The organism is Paenibacillus aurantiacus, assembly GCF_042431225.1.
In the GTDB taxonomy this organism is placed as follows: Bacteria; Bacillota; Bacilli; order Paenibacillales; family Paenibacillaceae; genus Paenibacillus_Z; species Paenibacillus_Z aurantiacus.
In genome coordinates, this window is the sequence record NZ_JBHMDO010000017.1 from 1 (window position 1) to 19560 (window position 19560).

The 19560-nt window shown below is 54.5% G+C and carries 18 protein-coding genes; 3 read left to right on the plus strand and 15 right to left on the minus strand.

Features of this window, described 5'->3' with window-relative positions; genetic code table 11:
- The 6 genes from ACFFSY_RS08940 to ACFFSY_RS08965 all read right to left on the minus strand — a co-directional run.
- The coding region (locus tag ACFFSY_RS08940; protein WP_512699689.1) for a DUF8696 domain-containing protein at positions 1-1004 on the minus strand (1004 nt) is incomplete at its 3' end.
- Between the two features lie 772 nt (positions 1005-1776).
- Entirely contained in the window at positions 1777-2373 is a 597-nt protein-coding gene (locus ACFFSY_RS08945) for a phage tail protein (RefSeq protein ID WP_377492945.1), read from the minus strand.
- A gap of 53 nt (positions 2374-2426) precedes the next feature.
- Positions 2427-3014, minus strand: coding sequence for a phage tail protein (locus ACFFSY_RS08950; protein ID WP_377492947.1), 588 nt, complete (start codon positions 3012-3014; stop codon positions 2427-2429).
- An 83-nt stretch (positions 3015-3097) separates the two neighbouring features.
- Entirely contained in the window at positions 3098-3685 is a 588-nt protein-coding gene (locus ACFFSY_RS08955) for a phage tail protein (RefSeq protein WP_377492949.1), read from the minus strand.
- Between the two features lie 100 nt (positions 3686-3785).
- Positions 3786-4373: a phage tail protein gene (locus ACFFSY_RS08960; protein WP_377492951.1), complete on the minus strand. Its 588-nt coding sequence runs from the start codon at positions 4371-4373 to the stop codon at positions 3786-3788.
- Positions 4374-4540: 167 nt separating this feature from the next.
- Positions 4541-5704 carry a response regulator gene (locus tag ACFFSY_RS08965; RefSeq protein ID WP_377492953.1) on the minus strand — a complete coding sequence of 388 codons (1164 nt, stop codon included), beginning with the start codon at positions 5702-5704 and terminating at the stop codon, positions 4541-4543.
- A 388-nt stretch (positions 5705-6092) separates the two neighbouring features.
- Between ACFFSY_RS08965 and ACFFSY_RS08970 the strand changes: the two genes are divergently transcribed.
- Positions 6093-6566 carry a GNAT family N-acetyltransferase gene (locus ACFFSY_RS08970; protein ID WP_377492955.1) on the plus strand — a complete coding sequence of 158 codons (474 nt, stop codon included), beginning with the start codon at positions 6093-6095 and terminating at the stop codon, positions 6564-6566.
- Between the two features lie 167 nt (positions 6567-6733).
- Here the strand turns inward: ACFFSY_RS08970 and ACFFSY_RS08975 are convergent, their stop codons facing one another.
- The 9 genes from ACFFSY_RS08975 to ACFFSY_RS09015 form a co-directional block, all read right to left on the minus strand.
- Positions 6734-7627 (minus strand): ABC transporter permease, encoded by an 894-nt coding sequence (locus ACFFSY_RS08975; RefSeq protein ID WP_377492957.1) that lies wholly within the window; start codon positions 7625-7627, stop codon positions 6734-6736.
- A gap of 12 nt (positions 7628-7639) precedes the next feature.
- Positions 7640-8644, minus strand: a complete 1005-nt coding sequence (locus ACFFSY_RS08980; protein WP_377492959.1) for an ABC transporter permease — start codon at positions 8642-8644, stop codon at positions 7640-7642.
- 79 nt (positions 8645-8723) lie between these two features.
- A complete protein-coding gene (locus tag ACFFSY_RS08985; protein WP_377492961.1) occupies positions 8724-10406 on the minus strand; it encodes an ABC transporter substrate-binding protein in 1683 nt (560 codons plus the stop codon).
- A 50-nt stretch (positions 10407-10456) separates the two neighbouring features.
- Positions 10457-11440, minus strand: coding sequence for an ABC transporter ATP-binding protein (locus ACFFSY_RS08990; RefSeq protein WP_377492963.1), 984 nt, complete (start codon positions 11438-11440; stop codon positions 10457-10459).
- Positions 11441-11455: 15 nt separating this feature from the next.
- Complete coding sequence (locus tag ACFFSY_RS08995) at positions 11456-12430, minus strand: ABC transporter ATP-binding protein (protein ID WP_377492965.1); 975 nt, start codon at positions 12428-12430, stop codon at positions 11456-11458.
- A gap of 589 nt (positions 12431-13019) precedes the next feature.
- Entirely contained in the window at positions 13020-14135 is a 1116-nt protein-coding gene (locus tag ACFFSY_RS09000) for a glycoside hydrolase family 88 protein (protein ID WP_377492967.1), read from the minus strand.
- A gap of 264 nt (positions 14136-14399) precedes the next feature.
- Positions 14400-15971: an extracellular solute-binding protein gene (locus ACFFSY_RS09005; RefSeq protein ID WP_377492969.1), complete on the minus strand. Its 1572-nt coding sequence runs from the start codon at positions 15969-15971 to the stop codon at positions 14400-14402.
- Between the two features lie 114 nt (positions 15972-16085).
- The gene (locus tag ACFFSY_RS09010; RefSeq protein ID WP_377492971.1) at positions 16086-16823 is read right to left on the minus strand and encodes a carbohydrate ABC transporter permease; all 738 of its coding nucleotides are present in this window, start codon (positions 16821-16823) and stop codon (positions 16086-16088) included.
- Between the two features lie 143 nt (positions 16824-16966).
- Complete coding sequence (locus ACFFSY_RS09015; RefSeq protein WP_377492973.1) at positions 16967-17953, minus strand: ABC transporter permease; 987 nt, start codon at positions 17951-17953, stop codon at positions 16967-16969.
- Positions 17954-18886: 933 nt separating this feature from the next.
- On the opposite strand from ACFFSY_RS09015, the gene ACFFSY_RS09020 reads away from it, so the two are divergent.
- Both ACFFSY_RS09020 and ACFFSY_RS09025 read left to right on the plus strand, forming a co-directional pair.
- The gene (locus ACFFSY_RS09020) at positions 18887-19201 is read left to right on the plus strand and encodes a hypothetical protein (RefSeq protein ID WP_377492975.1); all 315 of its coding nucleotides are present in this window, start codon (positions 18887-18889) and stop codon (positions 19199-19201) included.
- Positions 19191-19544: a hypothetical protein gene (locus tag ACFFSY_RS09025; protein WP_377492977.1), complete on the plus strand. Its 354-nt coding sequence runs from the start codon at positions 19191-19193 to the stop codon at positions 19542-19544. Before ACFFSY_RS09020 ends, ACFFSY_RS09025 begins: the two co-directional genes overlap by 11 nt.
- The last annotated feature ends 16 nt before the right edge of the window (positions 19545-19560 follow it).

Below are 19560 nucleotides of genomic sequence, written 5' to 3' on the forward strand. Positions count from 1 at the left end.
TGCGTATCGATGCTTGGTGACGCGGCATTCGTCAGCGCGTTGACTTGCACCTTCGCTACGCTGCTCGTTGCCGTTGCCGTTTGCTGGCCCGTTGCGCCCGTGTCCGTGTTCGTCACGATTACATAGTAGTACGTCGTGCCCGCTGTACCCGTCGGAGCTACATAGGTTGCGCTCGTTGCGCCGGTAATCAGCGTGCCGCCGCTCGTGCTGTTTGTCGTGTTGCTGTACCACTGGTAACTCAACGCTACGCCGCCGCTTGCCGCGACTGTCAAGTTAGCGGTGCCGCCCACGTTGACCGTTTTGTCGGACGGCTGCGTGTCAATGCTCGGTGCTGCTGCGTTGGTTAACGCGTTCACTTGCACCTTCGCTACGCTGCTCGTTGACGCTGCGGTTTGTTGGCCTGTTGCACCTGCATCTGTGTTCGTCACGATTACATAGTAATACGTCGTGCCCGCTATACCCGTCGGCGCCGCATAGGTGGCGCTTGTTGCGCCGGTAATCATCGTGCCGCCGCTCGTGCTGTTCGTCGTGTTGCTGTACCACTGGTAGCTCAACGCTACGCCGCCGCTTGCCGCGACTGTCAGGTTAGCGCTGCCGCCCACGTTCACCGTTTTGTCGGACGGCTGCGTATCAATGCTCGGTGTCGCCGCGTTAGTTAACGCGTTCACTTGCACCTTCGCTACGCTGCTCGTTGCGGTTGCCGTTTGCTGGCCCGTTGCCCCCGTATCCGTGTTGGTTACGACGACGTAGTAATACGTCGTGCCTGCTGTGCCGGTCGGCGCTGCATAGGTTGCGCTCGTTGCACCGGTAATCAGCGTGCCGCCGCTCGTGCTGTTCGTCGTGTTGCTGTACCACTGGTAGCTCAGCGCTACCCCGCCGCTTGCCGCGACTGTCAGGTTGGCGCTGCCGCCTACGTTCACCGTTTTGTCGGACGGCTGCGTGTCGATGCTCGGCGTCGCTGCGTTAGTAACTCCTACAGGATCACCGACTGTTAGATCATCCATATCCACTGAAACCTTGGAATTTGCACTAATTCGAAACTCATCAATATTGCCCCATGATGGTTCGCTGGAGAAATCCACCGTATAAAATTGGGTGTATACAGGAGTGAATATCTTTACAGCATTCGCTACTGGATTTCCGTCTAAATATCCTGTCACTGTATATTGATTAGCAGTAGCATTTCGCTCGATGACTCTAAATGATGAAAGCTTAAATGGTCCCGTCTTGGATTTAACACGCCCATATTCCGTCGGACCCTTGTTAAGATTGCCTAAAAACATAATGTCGTTGGTAGTGTTAGGACTTACCTTTCTGAGTTGCACCCTAGGCGTACTGGTTCCGTCCGTACTAGCTGCACTAAAGGTCCAGTCTCCATGGTCAATCGAAGTCGTAGCAGTACCAGTTGTAGCACTATCAAAATTCTCACTGCTCGGTGTCGTAGCCGCATACACGTGTTGTGGAGCAATCACCGATTGTAAAGGAGCGGCAAAAACTATAGCTATACATAGCCACGCAATCCATTTCATCTCTTTCAGAGATGACCTGCTTTGTCCCATAATTCCACCTCTTTAAGCCTGTTTCTATTCTATTGAAGCTATACGTATAGATAATAAAAAAGTAATCTAGTTCGCCTGAAACAAGATCAAGGAGTCCATTGCATAACGCAACAAACTCCCTGACCTTCATTAGAATTGCCTCTCTGCTGTTCGCACCTTTCCTATGAACAACGGCTATTCTAACAAGTTGGAACCGTACTATTAAACAACGCAGCCACTAAGGTTTCGGAGGATACAAACCACTCACGCATATGATGTAATTAATGACTTGGTAAGGCTGCACATTGCTAAACGGCATTCCGGATCCCGCCACTCCCGTAGTTCCGCTAACCGATGCGGTTGTATTCATGGTTGCCGTCATCATCGTTGGAGGCGAGGTATTGTAAATGTTCGCTTCCCCAGCCGTTGAATCTTGCGCTTTGGAGAGACTTGTATTGGCCGCTGGCGTATTGGTCGTCGGTTCGCCCGTATTGGCAGGCGCTCCAACGCTTACGTTCGCGGTCCCTGAAACCGTATGATTATGCGCAGGCAGCTGATTGGATGTTAGCGCGGTCGTCTCCGTTCCCCCAACTGTACTGATCACATAATTCGTTCCGCCAGGCTGCTGCCCCATCCCAACCGGTACGCGTCCGCGCAAATCCGGTAATTTGAATGTCCTCGGTGCAGTTCCGCCATAGGTGTTGCCGATTAAAGAGTACAACGCCTGATACTGCTGGACGTTCAACTCCCGGCCATCACAGGGCAGCCAATCCACTGGCGCCCAGTTCAGTGACCACGGCATAATCATCCCTATATATGCTTCCACCTTACCCATCCCCTTTTAACATTCATGCACTGCAAGAATTGTATACAGAATTAACCGTCCCGCTAAGGCCGCTGAGGATACAATCCGTTCACGCATATGATGTAATTAATCGTTTGGTACGGCTGCACGTTGCTAAATGGCATTCCAGTCCCCGCCACTCCCGTAGTCCCGCTAACCGAGGCGGTTGCATTCATGGATGCCGTCATCATCGTGGGGGCCGTCGTATTGTAAATGTTAGCTACATCTCCCGATGAATCTTTCGCTACAGAGAGACTTGTATTGGCCGCCGGCGTATTGGTTGTCGCATCGCCCGTATTGGCAGGGGCTCCAATGCTTACATTCGCGGTTCCTGAAAACGTATGATTATGCGGAGGCAGCTGGCTGTTTGTTAGCGTAGTCGTCTCCGTACCGCCAACAGTGCCAATCACATAATTGGCTCCGCCAGGCTGCTGCCCCATACCAACCGGTACGCGTCCGCGAAGATCCGGTAATTTAAAGTTTGTCGTTGCATTCCCGCCATAAGTGACGCCAATCAGCGAATACAACGCTGCATATTGCTGAATGTTCAACTCCCGGCCATCACAAGGAAGCCAATCCACCGGCGCCCAATTCATTGGCCATGGCATAATCATCCCTACAAATGCTTCCATCTCACATATCCCCTTTTCAATATGAAATACGATCCCTATTACTCTCGCAAGCGAAGAAAGCATGACACAAAGCTAAATCGACATCATGGACGCGAAGGATACAATCCGTTCACGCATATGATGTAATTAATAACCTGGTACGGCTGCACGTTGCTAAAGGGCTGTCCAGACCCTGCCACTCCCGTATTCCCGCTAATCGATGCGGTTGCACTCATGGTCGCCGTCATCAGCGTTGGTGGCGAAGTATTGTAAAGGTTTGCTTCCCCAGCCGTTGAATCTTTCCCTACCGAGAGACTTGTATTGGCTGCCGGTATATTCGTCGTCGGATCACTAGCATTTGCAGGCGCCCCAATGCTTACATTCGCGGTCCCTGAAAACGTATGAGCATGCGCCGGCAGTTGGTTGGTTGTTAACGCAGTCGTCTCCGTCCCGCCAACTGTACCGATCACATAATTTGCTGCGCCAGGCTGCTGCCCCATACCAATCGGTGCTCGTCCGCGTAAATCCGGTAATTTGAATGTCGACGATGGCGTGCCTCCATAGGTGACGCCAATCAAGGAATAAAGTGCTTGGTATTGGTTAACCGGCAGCGTACGACCGTCACAAGGAAGCCAGTTCACGGGCGCCCAATTTAGTGCCCACGGCATAATCATCCCAATATATGCGTCCATCTCTTACAACCCCTTTTCAATATGAAATACGATCTCTTCGTGCAATCTCCATGGGTCATTCTCACGTGCGGGGAACGAATAAGTCAGGATTATTCACCTATCAAGGCCGCCGAGGATACCAGCCATTCACACATATAATGTAATTAATAACCTGATACGGCTGCACGTTGTTAAAGGGCTGCCCAGCCCCTGCCACTCCCGTACTTCCGCTAACCGATGCGGTTGCATTCATGGTTGCCGTCATCATCGTTGGAGGCGCTGTATTGTAGATGTTAGCTTCCCCAGCCGTTGAATCTTTCCCTATCGAGAGGCTTGTATTGGCTGCCGGTATGCTGGTCGTCGGCTCGCCTGTATTGGCAGGCGCTCCAACATTTACATTCGCGGTCCCAGAAAACGTATGCACATGCGCTGGCAACGAGCTGGTTGTTAGCGCAGTTGTCTCCGTACCGCCTACAGTGCCGATCACATAATTTGCTCCGCCAGGCTGTTGCCCCATACCGATCGGTACGCGTCCGCGCAGATCCGGCAATTTGAAGGTTGTTCTTCCATCTCCGCCATAAGTGACGCCAATCAAGGAATATAGCATTTCGTATCCGTTAATCGTCACCAAGCGTCCATCGCAAGGAAGCCAATTCGCTGGCGCCCAGTCCATCGGCCATGGCATAATCATTCCTACATATGCTTCCATCTTCAAATCCCCTTTTAATATGAGATACGATCCTTGCAGAAATTATCGAAGTTTATCAAAAAAATCTGCCGAGCTCATAGGTAAAAAGTATCACCTTCCTCTGACCACTTTCTGATCAACAATAGCTAGCACTAGTACAAAATCCCGTTCCTTCAATGTCTTATCTGCTATTGCCCGTATTCCGCGCTCTTCTCCATTCCATTAAGAACTCCGATGCTAAGCTGTTGATAGAGTTCGGATGTAGATGCTTTCGGACCGATTCCCAAATCTTCATTCAATAAGGTTATGAATTCATTAAAATGTGTAATCATTGCGTACCGGTCACCTTGCAGCGTGTACACCTTAAGCAACAGCTCGTTCATATCATCAAGATACGGATTTTTCTGCAAGGCCTTACGAAGACAGCGTTCCGCTTCCTGCAGCCGGTTTTCGGACAGGTAGAACTCCGCTAATCGCTTTAATAGGAAAATATATTGTTTTTTCATGTTCTCTCTTTTTTCTCTTACCCATTCAAACTCTTCTTGCTCCAAATAATCGCCGCGGTATAAATCTGCTATATTCTCATAAACGCTGACATTCGCAGAATGAATCCGCATGCTGCTTTCGACCATTTGTTCGAACACCTCGGCATCACACCATGCTTCCTGCATTTCAAACCGATATCTGTTGTTGTGATATTCCAAAACGGCGTTGCATTCTTTGATCATTTTTCGAATGTTGTATACACACGAGTGCAAGAACGCTACCGCTTGTTCCCGACTTGTTTCCGGCCAAAGCTCCTCCATAATTCTTTCCTTAGAAACAAATTGTCCCCGGTAATGAAGGAAAAGCGCCATCAGTTCGCGTTCTTTCGATCTTCTCCATCTTACCGCCGCCATAGATTGCCGATTCGATATCCATTCGAATTTTCCGAAGCAAAAGAATCGTTCTTTAAAATCCGACGTCAGAATACGCCCTGGTCCTCTTCCTTGCTCACGACGGGCGAGCAGTCGATTCACAGTCTTGTGCAGACGATTGGCTTCAAGCGGTTTTAGAATGTAATCGAATACACCGATCTCGAAAGCCTTGATCGCAAAATGATTATGCTTTGTAACGAAAACAACCTTGATCTCTGCAGCAGTTTGCAACAATGACTCTGCGATAAGGAGGCCGTTCACTAGAGGCAGTTGTATTTCTAAAAACACCACCTCGACCTGCTTGTTCAGAACCGTTTCCAGCACTTGCTCAGGCCGGGTCTGCTTCTCGACAATTTCGAAGATCCCGTATCCCGAAAGCAATGTCTCCAAAAGCTCAAGCTCCGACTCGTCGGAATCAATAATCATGGTACGCATTTTGCATCACCCCAAAGGAATTCATCTTATCCGATACACCTGCTGCGATAAGAGAACACCTATTTTGAATCCACACGGCGCCAATTTTTCACCAAATTTTGGTCTGTAGGAGATAGTAATTCGACATGATTAATCTACACCCTTCTACAAAAATTGACAAAATTTATTTCTATTCGTTTTTATTGGCCTCCATTTCCCGAAGCGACTCAGAGTGGGCGTGCTAGTTTACGAAAACGGATGAAAAGAGTAGAAAACAGTCAAATTACATGTCAATATAAAGCTATTCAGTGAAAACCCCTTACCCGTACAATCATTCAGTCTAAAACTGTGCTATGATTCTTAATTTTAAATTAGGTACATCTATCCCGTTCCATCAAAGGAGAATGAAATGATCCGCACAATGCCCGCAATTGAGTCCGATGCCTCTTTTCTCTATCAGCTTTTTGTACATACCCGATTGGAGGAAATGCAGGCGTGGGCCTGGGACGAAACGATGCAGCAGCAGTTTCTGAACATGCAGTGGACGGCTAGACAACACTCCTACTCGCTCCAATATCCCGCTGCCGAACAGCTCATTTTGCATGTCCGGGACGAGAGAGTCGGACAGGCTCTAGTGAACAGGACGGACAGCAATTTGACATTGGTCGATATCACCGTGCTACCGGCCTATCGCGGTCTCGGCATCGGTACCGCATTCATACAAGAACTGCTATCCGAAGCGGAAGCCGGCGCCAAGAATATTCATCTCAGCGTGCTGCCGGACAATCCGGCATTGCGACTCTATGAACGTCTGGGATTCAACAAGATCGAAAGCAGCAGTTTGCACATTCAGATGGTATGGAGCCCGGTCCCAACGAGGTAGAAGACTCCTCTATATAAAAATTCCCATGAGTGGACACTTGATCAACGATTCCTATTTGGGCGAAGTTCGTATGTTCGCAGGTGGTTATGACGTGGGGCTTAACATGTTGAGGAAACGCAAAAAAGACCGCATCGCTGCGGTCTTTTCTTGTATCTATCGACTTCCTTCTAGCTCTTCATCCGCGGATCAAGCACGTCGCGCAGGCCGTCGCCCATCAGGTTGAACCCAAGCACGGTCAGCATGATCGACAGACCTGGGAAAATAACGGTCCACGGCGCGTTGGCGATGAACTGGCGCGAATCGGACAGCATCTTGCCCCACTCCGGATCGGGCGGCTGCGCGCCCATGCCGAGGAAGCCGAGCGCGGCTGCTTCGATGATCGCGGTGGCGACGCCGAGGGTGCCTTGGACGATAACCGGACCCATGCAGTTCGGCAGGATGTGATGGAACAGAATGCGCGGCGTCTTCATGCCGAGCGCCTTCGCAGCGGTGATGTACTCTTCGTTCTTGATGCTGAGCACCCGAGCGCGCACGAGACGCCCGAACACCGGCACGTTCACGATGGCGACCGCGACAAGCGCATTCTGCAGCGACGGACCGAGCGCCGCTACGATCGCAATCGCGAGCAGAATGCCCGGGAATGCAAGCAGAATGTCGAAGAAGCGGGAGATCAGCATGTCCAGCCAGCGGCCGTAGTAGCCGGCAGCGATGCCGAGCAGCGTGCCGACGGCGATGGAGCCGATGACCGAGCTAATGCCGACCCAGAGCGAGATCCGCGTGCCGTACACGATTCGGGTATAAATATCCCGGCCGAGATCGTCCGTGCCGAACCAGTGATCGCCGCTCGGCTTCTGCAGCCGGTTCATCAAATCCTGCTCTTTGTAGTCATAACTTGTGAGCAGCGGCGCCGCAATGGCGACGAGGATGAAGAATATGATAATGCCGAGGCCGACGAGGGCCATCTTGTTCTTCCGAAAACTTCTCCAGCCTTCCAGCCATGGATTGGTCGAAGCTGCCGCGCCCGCTTGCTGTGGTTGAACGTTCGTTACGATTTGAGACATGGCGCACTCCTCCTATTCATAGCTGATTCGCGGATCGACGGCCGCGTAGAGCAGGTCGATCAGCAAATTGATCATGACGAAAATAAACGCGATGATGAGAATGCCCGACTGGATGACCGGATAATCCCGGGAGCTGATCGCTTCGAAGATATACCGGCCGATACCCGGCCAAGCGAAGATCGTCTCGGTTAATACCGCGCCGCCGAGCAGCAGCCCTGTCTGCAGACCGATAATGGTCAGCACCGGGATGAACGCGTTGCGAAGCGCGTGCCGATAGATGACCCAGAATTGGGACAACCCTTTGGAACGCGCGGTGCGGATGTAGTCGGAGCGGAGCACTTCGAGCATGCTGGAGCGCGTCATCCGGGCGATGATCGCCATCGGAATAGTGCCAAGCGCGATACCCGGGAGAATCAAGTGCTTGATCGCGGTCCATACTTGATCCCAACGTCCGGCAATCATCGCGTCGATGACGTACAAATTCGTAACGGCGTCGATCGGATCGCGCGGGTTCATCCGCCCGATGGACGGCAGCCAGTGCAGCTTAAGCGCGAAAATCCACTGCTCCATCAGACCGATCCAGAAGATTGGCATCGAAACCCCGATGAGGGCGATGAGCATGCACAAGTAATCGAACCACGAATTGTGCTTCCAAGCGCTAATAATGCCGGCATTGACGCCGACAAAGACGGCTAGCGCCATCGCGACGATCGTCAGCTCCAGCGTTGCCGCCAGATATGGCCAGATTTCCTTGGCGATCGGCTCCTTCGTCTTGATCGACGTGCCCAGATCGCCCGTTACGAGCTTCTTCAAATAATCGCCGTACTGGATGTACAGCGGTTCATCCAGCTTCAATTCCTGCCGCAGCGCCGCCTTCGATTCCGGGCTTGCCTTCTCCCCGAGAATGACATCAGCCGGATCGCCGGGTATGGCATGGATGATAGCAAACACGATGATCGTCATGCCTAGCAGAACCGGAATGAGCATCAGCAAGCGTCGAACGGTGTAATTTAGCATGCAACCGTCACCCTTTTATTAGAAAGTAGAAGGCGGTAGGTGACCTACCGCCTCGCGTGGAGTCCAAACTTGCTGCTTCTTATTTAAAGGAAATTGTGTCGTATGCTTCAGAGCCGGTCGGCGACGGGATGTAGCCGTCCAGGTTCGCTTTGCCCGCCAGCAGCGGCGTGGAGTGAACGAGCGGTACCCAAGGCGCGTCCGCTTTGATCAGCACCTGGGCCTGCTTGTACAGCCCTTCGCGCTTCGCCGGATCGGTCTCGGATTGGCCGGCTACGAGCAGCTTGTGCACTTCCTCGTTGTCGTAGAAGCTGTAGTTGTTGCTGCCGATGCTGTCTTTGTCGAGCAGCGCGTACAGGAAGTTGTCCGGGTCGCCGTTATCGCCCTGCCAGCCAAGCATGTACAGGTCGTCCTTGTCGCCCTTCTGCGTATCGTCCAGGTAAGTCGCCCATTCCGGCGATACGATATTCGTCTTGACGCCAATCTTATCGAAGTCCGCTTGGATTGCTTCCGCGACTTTCTTGCCATCCGGCATGTACGGACGGGCAACCGGCATCGCATAGAACGTCAGCGGCTCAGGCAGACCGTTCGGGTAGCCCGCTTCAGCCAGCAATTGCTTCGCTTTCTCGAGATCGTACGGGTAATCCTGCACCTCGTCGTTGTAACCGAGCGTCGAAGGCGGCATCGGGTTCTTCGCCGGCTCCGCAAGGCCGCCGTAGAACGCATTGATGATGCCTTCTTTGTTGACCGCGTGGTTAAGCGCGACGCGGACTTTCACATTATCGAACGGTGCCTTCTTCAGGTTGAAGCCGAGGTAGCCGACGTTGAAGGACGCGCGCTCGATCTTCTGCAGATTCGTATCGGACTCCAGCTTGCTCAGGTCGTCCGGATTAACGCCTTCCATCATGTCGATCTCGCCGTTCTGCAGCGCCGTGAAGCGCGCGGAGTTGTCCGGGATGACCGTGATGATGACGCGGTTCAGCTTAGGCAGTCCTTCTTGCCAGAAGTTCGGGTTCTTCTCGACCGTGATGGACTCGTTGCGCTTCCACTCTTTGAACACGAACGGGCCGGTGCCGACAGGCTCGGATTTGAACTTCTCTTTCTTCTCTTCGATCGCTTTCGGGGAGCCGATCGCGAACGCCGGCATCGCCAGGTTCTGAAGGAAAGGCGCTTGCGGTTTGTTCAGCGTGAACTGAACCGTGTTCGCGTCGACCGCCTTTACTTCCTTGATGACGCGGCTGCCGTCCGGACCGAACATGGAATCGAAGTAGTCGAAGGAATCGCCTTCGAATTTGAACGGGCTCTTCGGATCGAGCCAACGGTTGAAGTTGAATGCGACCGCTTCGGCGTTGAAGTCGGTGCCGTCATGGAATTTGACGCCTTGGCGAAGCTTGAACGTATACGTCAGACCGTCCGGGGAGTTCTCCCAGCTCTCGGCAAGCGCGCCTTCGATTTCCGTCGTGCCTTCCTTGTAATCGAGCAGCGTGTCGAAAATTTGCTGCGTCGCCTTGAACGATTCGCCGTCTGTTACGATGGACGGATCAAGCGCCGCCGAGTCGCCGCCGCGTGCGACGATGAGCGTATCTTGCGTGGACGCTCCCGAAGCTGCACCGTTATTCGCGCCTTCCGTAACCGCGTTCGTATTCTCTGCCTTCGGCTGGTTGTTCGCCGCGTTGTTGCCTTCGTTGCTGCTGCAGCCGGCCAGTAAGACCGATGTCGCCAGCACGACGGCTGCGCCGCCCTTGATCCAATTTTTGTTGCTCATGAGACCCACTCCTTATAATAGTTGATGTCGCTCTGTATGATTGCGCGATCTCATCCTTGCCCTGCGGCGGGATAGAGATGACAAGCCACGAAATGATCCCCGCCCGTCTGCTGAAGCACGGGGCGTTCGGTACGGCACCGATCGGTCGCGGCCGGGCAGCGCGTGTTGAATACGCAGCCAGCCGGGACGTTCGCCGGGCTAGGCACCTCGCCTTGAAGCAGAATGCGCTCCTTCGCGGCGCCCGGTTCCGGTGATGGAGCAGCGGACAAAAGCGCTTGGGTATACGGATGATGAGGTTTGCTATACAGAGAATGCTTATCCGCAATCTCTACGATACGCCCCAAGTACATTACCGCGACCCGGTCGCAGAAATGCTTCACGACGCTAAGATCATGCGCGATGAAGACGTAAGTAAGCTTGAAGCTCTCCTGCAGGTCCTGCATCAGATTGAGAATCTGCGATTGAATCGAGACGTCGAGCGCCGATACCGGCTCGTCCGCGACGATCAGCTTCGGCTTCAGCATGAGCGCCTTGGCAATCGCGATCCGCTGACGCTGCCCGCCGGAGAACTGATGCGGATAGCGGTCCAGCTGCGAGACGTTCAGGCCGACCGTGACGATCAGCTCTTCGACCAGCCGCTTGCGCTCCTTCGCGTCGCCGATGCCGTGCACGATGAGCGGCTCCTCTAGAATCTTGCGGACCTTGTGCCGCGGATTAAGCGAAGCGAAGGGATCTTGGAAAATGATCTGCATCTCCCTGCGCTTAAGGCGCATCTCTTCCTTGGAGAGCTTCGTCACGTCTTCGCCTTGGAACAGCACTTGTCCCGAGGTCGGTTCGATCAAACGCAGGAGCGATCGGCCCGTCGTCGATTTGCCGCAGCCGCTCTCGCCCACGATGCCGAAGGATTCCCCTTCCTTCACCGCGAACGATACGCCGTCGACCGCCTTGACATGTCCAACCTCCCGCTGCAGAAGTCCTTTGCGAATCGGATAGTAAGTGGACAGTTCGTTTACTTCCAGTAAGTTCTGTGTCATGTGCTCGTCCCCTCTCTACCCGTTCAGCCAGCAGCGGGACCGGTGTCCCGCTTCCTCGCCCGACTGCACCAGCTCCGGCAACTCGGACGCGCAGCGGTCCATCGCGTATTCGCAGCGCGGCGCGAACCGGCAGCCTTGCTTGATCGTACCCGGGAGCGGAACGCTGCCCTTGATGGAATACAGTCTGTGAACGTCATCTTCCATGCGCGGGATGGAGCGGATGAGTCCCTTGGTGTACGGATGCTGCGGATTGCGGAATACTTCCTCCACCGTGCCTTCCTCCACCACTTTGCCCGCGTACATGACGACGACGCGCTGGCACATCTCCGCAACGACGCCCAGATCGTGCGTGATCATCAGGATGGCCGTGCCTGTCTCCTCGTTGAGTTTCTTCATGAGGTCGAGAATTTGCGCCTGAATCGTCACGTCGAGCGCTGTCGTCGGCTCGTCGGCGATGAGCAGCTCCGGCTCGCAGCAGAGCGCGATGGCGATCATGACGCGCTGCCGCATACCGCCCGACAAGCGGTGTGGATATTCACTGACGATCTGCTCGGCGCGCGGGATACCGACTTTCTTCAGCATCGCCACGGCGTGCGCCTTCGCATCTTTCTTGCTGATCTTCCGGTGAATGCGCAGCGTCTCGGCGATCTGGTCGCCAATTGTGAGCAGCGGATTGAGCGAGGTCATCGGCTCCTGGAAAATCATCGAGATCTCTTCGCCGCGAATTCGGCGCATCCGACTCTCGCCGGCCTTCGCGATATCCTCGTCCTTGAATCGGATCGAGCCGCCCGCGATGCTGCCGACCGGCTTGGGCAGCAGCTGCATGATCGAGAGCGAAGTGACGCTCTTGCCGCAGCCGGATTCCCCGACGATGCCGACGATTTCGCCTTTGCGAACGGTTAGATCGACGCCGTCGACGGCCGGAATGACGCCACGGTCCGTCTTAAAATGAGTCTGCAGGTTGGCAATTTCGAGTAAGGTCTGACCCATTTTCTACCCCCTATTACATGTCATCTCTATGTGAACTATGAATACACCCTTAAAAAACTAAATTATGTAATATATCATGACTCAAATCGGTATTAATTTCTAATTTTTGCGTAATAACAGTATATTAATAGACTAAAAGTTATGTCAATTCATTTTTTTGCATGAATTATGTGATATTAAATAACATTTTGATTGTTATACATGTAAATACATAATTATTCACTATAATGCATTTAGTATAATATTACATGAAGTAATCACTAGCATAATTACACCTTAAACACCGTGTCGATTTGTATTTTTATGATTAAAGTTTGCATAACAACGCTTACAACGTCGACTGCTTCCACGAGGCTAACCCTTCTCCCCATCCTCCGCTCGGCTCGGCGTCCGCCCGCTCTCCGCCACCGCGCCGATGTCAATTGTAAGCGTTTGTCGTTGAGACGGCAGTACGGTGCCCGAGTAAAGGTGATGGCTTAGCTGACACCAACCCTCCTAATTTCAGGAAACGAAATGACCTTGCAGGCCAAAGCTGCAGCAGAAAAAGCACCCTTCATTCGAAGAATGAAAGGTGCTTGATTCCACGCGTCTACCAGTAGCCTTTGATACCTCGGCTCATCCGCACGAGTGCTTCCAAATAGAAATAATCGCCCCAGATCATGTAGTCGTCCGGCGCCCGTTCGCCGCGCACATGGTAGGAGCCATGCTGCAGCAGACCTTCCGCGCCTCGGATCGAACGGGTCGAATACGTCTCCGCCAGGGATCCCATCATGTCGGAGAGCGCACCCGAGAAGTAATTCCGGTCGGCATCGGTTAGCGGAAGCTGCTCCAGCAGCTCGAGCAGGCCGCAGGCGGCAATGGCTGAAGCCGAGCTGTCGCGCGGCGTTCCTTCGGTTATCTCGACGTCGAAGTCCCAATACGCGACGTGATCTTCGGGCAGGTGCTCGATGTAATAAAGCGCAAGCCGCTTGGAGGCATCCAAATACGCCGGATCCTTCGTATACCGGTAGCTCAGCGCGAACCCGTAAATTCCCCATGCCTGGCCGCGCGTCCACGTCGAGCCGTCCTGGTAGCCTTGATGGGTGCCGCCATGCAGCGCCGCGCCGCTTCCCTGATCGAAATAGAACGTATGATAGCTCGAACCGTCGCCTCGCACGAGGAACCGCAGGCTCTTCTGCGCATGCTTCGTCGCGATGTCGTAGTACCGCTGTTCGCCGGTCTGCTCGTGCGCCCAATAGAGCAGCGGCAAATTCAGCAGACAATCGATAATGATGCGCCCGCCATTGGCCGGGTCGCCCTCCTTGCCCCACGCCTGAATCGCGCCATACGCTGGACGATACCGATCCGCAAGCTTGTCCGCCGCCGCTAGCGCCAGCTCCCTTGCTCCTTCGTGTCCCGTGATGCGCCACTGCGCGATGGCCGACGGTGAGTACAGGAACCCGATGTCATGATGGTCAAGCACGATATGATGCTTCAGTCGATGCGCGTAACTCTCCAGCTGCGCTTCCGCCGCAGCCTTGAACCATTCGTCGCCGCTATATTCGTAGGACAACCACGCGAGCCCCGTATAGAAGCCTTCAATCCAGTCGTCATTGCCGCCCCACTCATACTTCCGTCCTTCGGTAATATGCGGGAACCGCCCCGGATGGCTTACGATATTCGCGCGCACCGTCTCCATGGCGGCCGCAATCGCATCCTGCCACATAATAGGCCACCTCTTCTCTCTTGATCTGTCCCGCCGGATGTTAAAAAGCTCCATCGTCCCTGCCTGCGCTCCGCAAGGCGCAAGCGCTGGACCGATGGAGCTGAACTTACGCTTCAGGGATACGACGATAACGTCTTATCCCCGGAAATCGCCGTTATGTCATCGCCTTTGCCGCTAGCGACGCGAACCACGTTACGATCAGCGGTTGATTCACGTGCGATTCGCGGGCGATTTCGCCGCGTATGGACAAGGACAAACGCGTAATTACTGCTGGCTGACTTTCTCTTTGTACATCGCGTTCGTATCTTCGACGTGCTTCTTGAAGTTGGCGTCGTTCTTGAATGTCTCGACGAACTTGTCCCAATCTTCCAGCTTGCTCTGGCCAATGATGACGTTGACGATCATGTCGAAGCGCTTCTTGTTCCAGTCCGCGCCTCTCTCCTTGAAGCCATCCGTCGCCGGCAGGCCGTACGTCGGATCCGGAATCGCGTTCGGCTTGATCGAATCGACGAGCTGATGATTGTACTCGCGCACATCGGCCGGCATGCCCGCCGCTTCCGCGCGGCCGTATTCGTTGAAGTAGCCGGAGAGCATTTGGTTCGTTTGGCCGTAGCCGGCTGCCTTGCCCGCGTCCGTCTGCGTGATGAAGCCCGCTTCGTCGACCGTGTAATCTTTGTCTTTAATGCCGTACGAGATCAGGTCATAGCCTTCTTTGGTCGCCGTGTAGTCATAGAACTCGAGAATCTTCTTCAGCTTCTCTTCGCTCACTTTCTTGCTGACGAACAGCTGGCCATAGAAGCCCGGCGCTTCGTTGTAGTACGTTTTGCCGTCGGCTGCTGCTGGGAACGGATACGCTTTGATGACCGCGTTCGGGTTCGTTTTGTTCAGCTCGAACTGGAAGTTCCAGCCGTCGTTGACGTTGCCGTACCACATGCCCGCTTTATTCTGCAGGATGTTCTCCTTCACCTGTACGCTCTTCAGCACCGGCATATCCGGGATGATGTTGCCTTTCTTGAACTCTTCATTGAAGAACGCCAGATTGTCCTTGAACTGCGGCGTCCACCAGTCCGGAATGAGATTGCCGTTGCCGTCATCCTTCCAGTTCGTCCCCGTGCCGAACATATAATACGGCAGGTTCGGGTTCGGGGAGCCCATGAAGACCGCGCCGTATGTGTCCTTCTTGCCATTGCCGTCCGGATCGTTCTGCGTGAACGCCGTCAGCACCTTGTCCAGCTCCTCCATCGTCGTCGGCGCCTTCAGACCGAGCTTATCGAGCCAGTCTTGGCGGAACATGAGCGCGGATTGGCCATTGAGCGGACGAACGCGCGGCAGCGACATGATTTTGCCTTTGTACTTCACGTTGCTCCAGATGTTCTCCGGATACGCGGCGAGGCTCGGATAATCTTTAATATAGTCCGTCAAATCCCAGAAAGCGCCTTGGTCGATCGCGTTCGCGTACGTCGGCGTCAAGTTGAGGTCCTCGACGAACATAACGTCCGTAAGGTTGTTGCCCGCAAGCAGCGCCGTCAGCTTCTCGGTAATGTTGTTCGCCGGGATATAGTTGACTTTCAGGTTAATGTTCAGCTTTTCATTGATCTGCTTGATGGCTTCCAGATCGTTCGGAGGCGATTCCGCGAACGTGATCGTCGTGATCGTAATATCGGTCGGCTCGGCTTTTTTCTCTTCTTTGCCTGCGTTGGCGCTTGCGTTGCTTGTTCCCGCGTTCGAGGCCGCGCTGTTGCCGCCGTTATTGTTGTTGCCGCCGCATGCGGCGAGCGTTGTCAGCATGGCGGCGCAGACGACGCAGGCCGCGAGACGAGTGTGAAGCTTTTTCATGGAATGACCTCCCTGGTATTCGTACATGATTTTGACCCTACATCCCAAATAACGCATGCTCGTGTTGCCCCAATGTACCGGATACCACCACCTCTCAAGTATAGGGCAGGCGGACTAGCCTTTGACAGAGCCCACCATCATGCCTTGCGTGAAATATTTCTGCAGGAACGGATAGACGATGACGATCGGAATCGACGAAATGACGACCGCGGCCATCTTGATGACCTGCGGCGGCATCACCTGCTCGCTGCCGAGCATCTGCGCCACCGACGGATCGGCGACTTGCGTCGAAGACTGAACGAGCATCAATTGCAGAATAACCTGCATCGGACGGAGCGAGTCGGAGTTGATGTAGAGCACACCGGCGAAATAGGTGTTCCAGTACGCCACCGCGAAGAATAAGCCGAACGCCGCCATCGCCGATGCCGAGACCGGAATCATGATCCGGAAATAGACGCCGATGTCCGAGCAACCGTCGATTTTCGCCGCTTCCTCCAGCTCGTCAGGCACTTCCAGGTAGAAGTTGCGCATCAGGAACACGTACCACGCGCTGGTGAGCGACGGCAGAATGAGCGCCCAGATCGAGTCCATCAGCCCGAGCTTGTCGATAAGCAGGTAGTTCGGAATCATCCCCGGGTTGAACAGCATCGTGATCAGAATCGCGAACAGGATGAACGTTCTGCCTTTCAGTCGTCTTCTGGATAGAACGTAGGCCAGCGAGCTCGTGACGATCAGCGAGAGCAGCGTACCGCCGACGGCGAGAATACCGCTGATCCCCATGGAACGGAGGAACGTTTTGGTCGACAAAATGTATTCGTAGGACGCGAGACTCCACTTCTGCGGGATGAGCACGAACGACTTGCTGCTGTACTCGACCGGATCGGTGAACGAGACGAGAATGACGTACAGGAACGGCAGGAAGGTCGCCAGACCGACCAGCGTCAGAACGAGATACGTAAGGAATGTGACGCTCTTCGCGCCTTCATGAATGCGGTTCAGTAGAGACCCTCCTCTCCGAATTTCTTCGCCAGCCGGTTCGTCAGGACGACGAGGATGAGACCGACCACCGATTTGAAAATGCCCGCGACCGTCGCGTAGCCGAAGCGGCCTTGCTGGATGCCGACCCGGTACACGTACGTATCGAAGACGTCCGCGACATGGGCGACCGGTCCGCTCATCATTAAGTAAATTTGCTCGAAGCCGACGTCCATCACTTGTCCGAGTCTTAGAATGAGCAGCACGATGATCGTGCTTTTGATACCCGGAATCGTAATGTAGCGCATCTGGTTCCAGCGGTTGGCGCCGTCGATGCGGGCCGCCTCATACAAGTCTTGATTGATGCCCGAGAGCGCCGCGAGGAAAATAATCGTTCCCCAGCCGGCTTCCTTCCATATACTCTGCGCCGTCAGCATGCCCCAGAAGTAGTCCGGTTCGATCAGGAACGCGACCGGCTTGCCGCCGAACAGCTCGATCAGCTTGTTGACGATGCCGTCCGCTTGACCGAAGAGCAGGAAGCAGATCCCCGCGATGACGACCCACGACAGGAAATGCGGCAGGTACACGATCGTCTGCACGACCCGCTTGAACACCATCAGCCGAACCTCGTTCAGCAGCAAGGCCAATATAATCGGAATCGGGAAGAAGAAGACGATGTTCAGCAGGCTGATCGCCATCGTATTGCGGAACAGGATCAAGAAGTCCGGGTTGCTGAAGAACTCCGCGAAATACTTGAAGCCGACCCATTCGCTGTCCCAGAAGCCGAGAAACGGCGAGTAATTCTGAAACGCCAGACTAAGGCCCCACATCGGAAAATACTTGAAGACTAGGAAGAACAGCAGGCCGGGAACGGCGAGCAGGTACAAAAACTTATCCCGCTTGAACGCCTTCCCCCACTCGTGCAGGGCGCCCTGCTTTCTTCCGGGCTTCGCTTGCGTCGGCAGATAGGAGGCTCCTTCCTGCACACGTTCGATTGGTAACGACAACTGAGCATCCCTCCGTAACGGTCGAGCTGGAATCGCTCGCTCCTTGTGATGTCTGCATCGTACCGTGCCGCCAAGAAACGCCGCAATGACCATTATTTGAGCGGATTCGGCTGTTCGGAGCGAACAAGCTGACATCCTGCTGCGGCAAGGGTTTGCGGGCGTGAGGTCGCAGGATTTGCCATCTTGTTGAGGCCAATAACGATAAATGGGTATCCCATTTTGGGGCGTTCCCGCCTCTCGGAAGCCGTTGTGGGTAAAAGATGACACCGCGTGTCGTGCGAAGGTGATGGTCAATCGGTACCATTGGCAAAAAATGCGTAGTCCCTCTACGTTGTCCCTCCTCCCACCTCCTCCGCCGAGGAGGCCCCAAGGGCTGCCGCCCTCTGGGCACCCGAATGCCCCTCCTCCCACCTCCTCCGCCGAGGAGGCCCCAAGGGCTGCCGCCCTCTGGACATCCGAATGTCCCTCCTCCCACCTCCTCCGCCGAGAAGGCTCCAAGGGCTCCGCCCTCTGGACACCCGAATGTCCCTCCTCCCACCTCCTCCGCCGAGGAGGCTCCAAGGGCTATCGCCCTCTGGACACCCGAATGTCCCTCCTCCCACCTCCTCCGCCAAGGAGGCTCCAAGGGCTGCCGCCCTCTGGACACCCGAATGTCCCTCCTCCCACCTCCTCCGCCGAGGAGGCTCCAAGGGCTGCCGCCCTCTGGACACCCGAATGTCCCTCCTCCCACCTCCTCCGCCGAGGAGGCTCCAAGGGCTATCGCCCTCTGGACACCCGGTTTCGTGCCGACGTGTTGGGTTCTTGGTTGGCGGTAGCTTTCGAGTTGGCACGCTTTTGTCCTTGCGGACAAAGCTTACGTTGATGCCCCTTCTCCCCCATCCTCCGCCGTAATCCTGTCAGGTTAAGGAGAATCGTTCGGGTGATGCGCGCTCCTTGATAACGACGAATTCGCCGCTAAATGCAAGCGCCGACGGCCTTCGGATGAGCAATAACGACTTGGACGTCGCTATTGCGGTCGCGGACTACCTTCGGATGAGCAATAACGACTTGGACGTCGCTATCGCGTTCTCGGACTACCTTCGGATGAGCAATAACGACTTGGACGTCACTATTGCGGTCGCAGACTACCTTCGGATGAGCAATAACGACTTGGACGTCGCTATTGCGGTCGCAGACTACCTTCGGATGAGCAATAACGACTTGGACGTCGCTATTGACGGTCGCGGACTACCTTCGGATGAGCAATAACGACTTGGACGTCGCTATTGCGGTCGCAGACTACCTTCGGATGAGCAATAACGACTTGGACGTCGCTATTGCGGTCGCAGACTACCTTCGGATGAGCAATAACGACATGTACGTCGCTATCGCGGTCGCGGACTACCTTCGGACGAGCAACATTGTCCTCCGTCCGCCGAAGAGGCTCCAAGGTCTGCCGCCCTCTGTACACCCGGTATGCATGCTGGCACGCATGGTAGTGGTCGGCGGGGGCTTTCTTTCAACTTACGTCCTGTCGGAAAAAGCATACGTGGGCGGCCGCTGCCGGCTCGCGGTGGTCGCATTTTTTGCTTTGATGCCGGATGAGCGTTAAAAAATGAGCCTCGCCG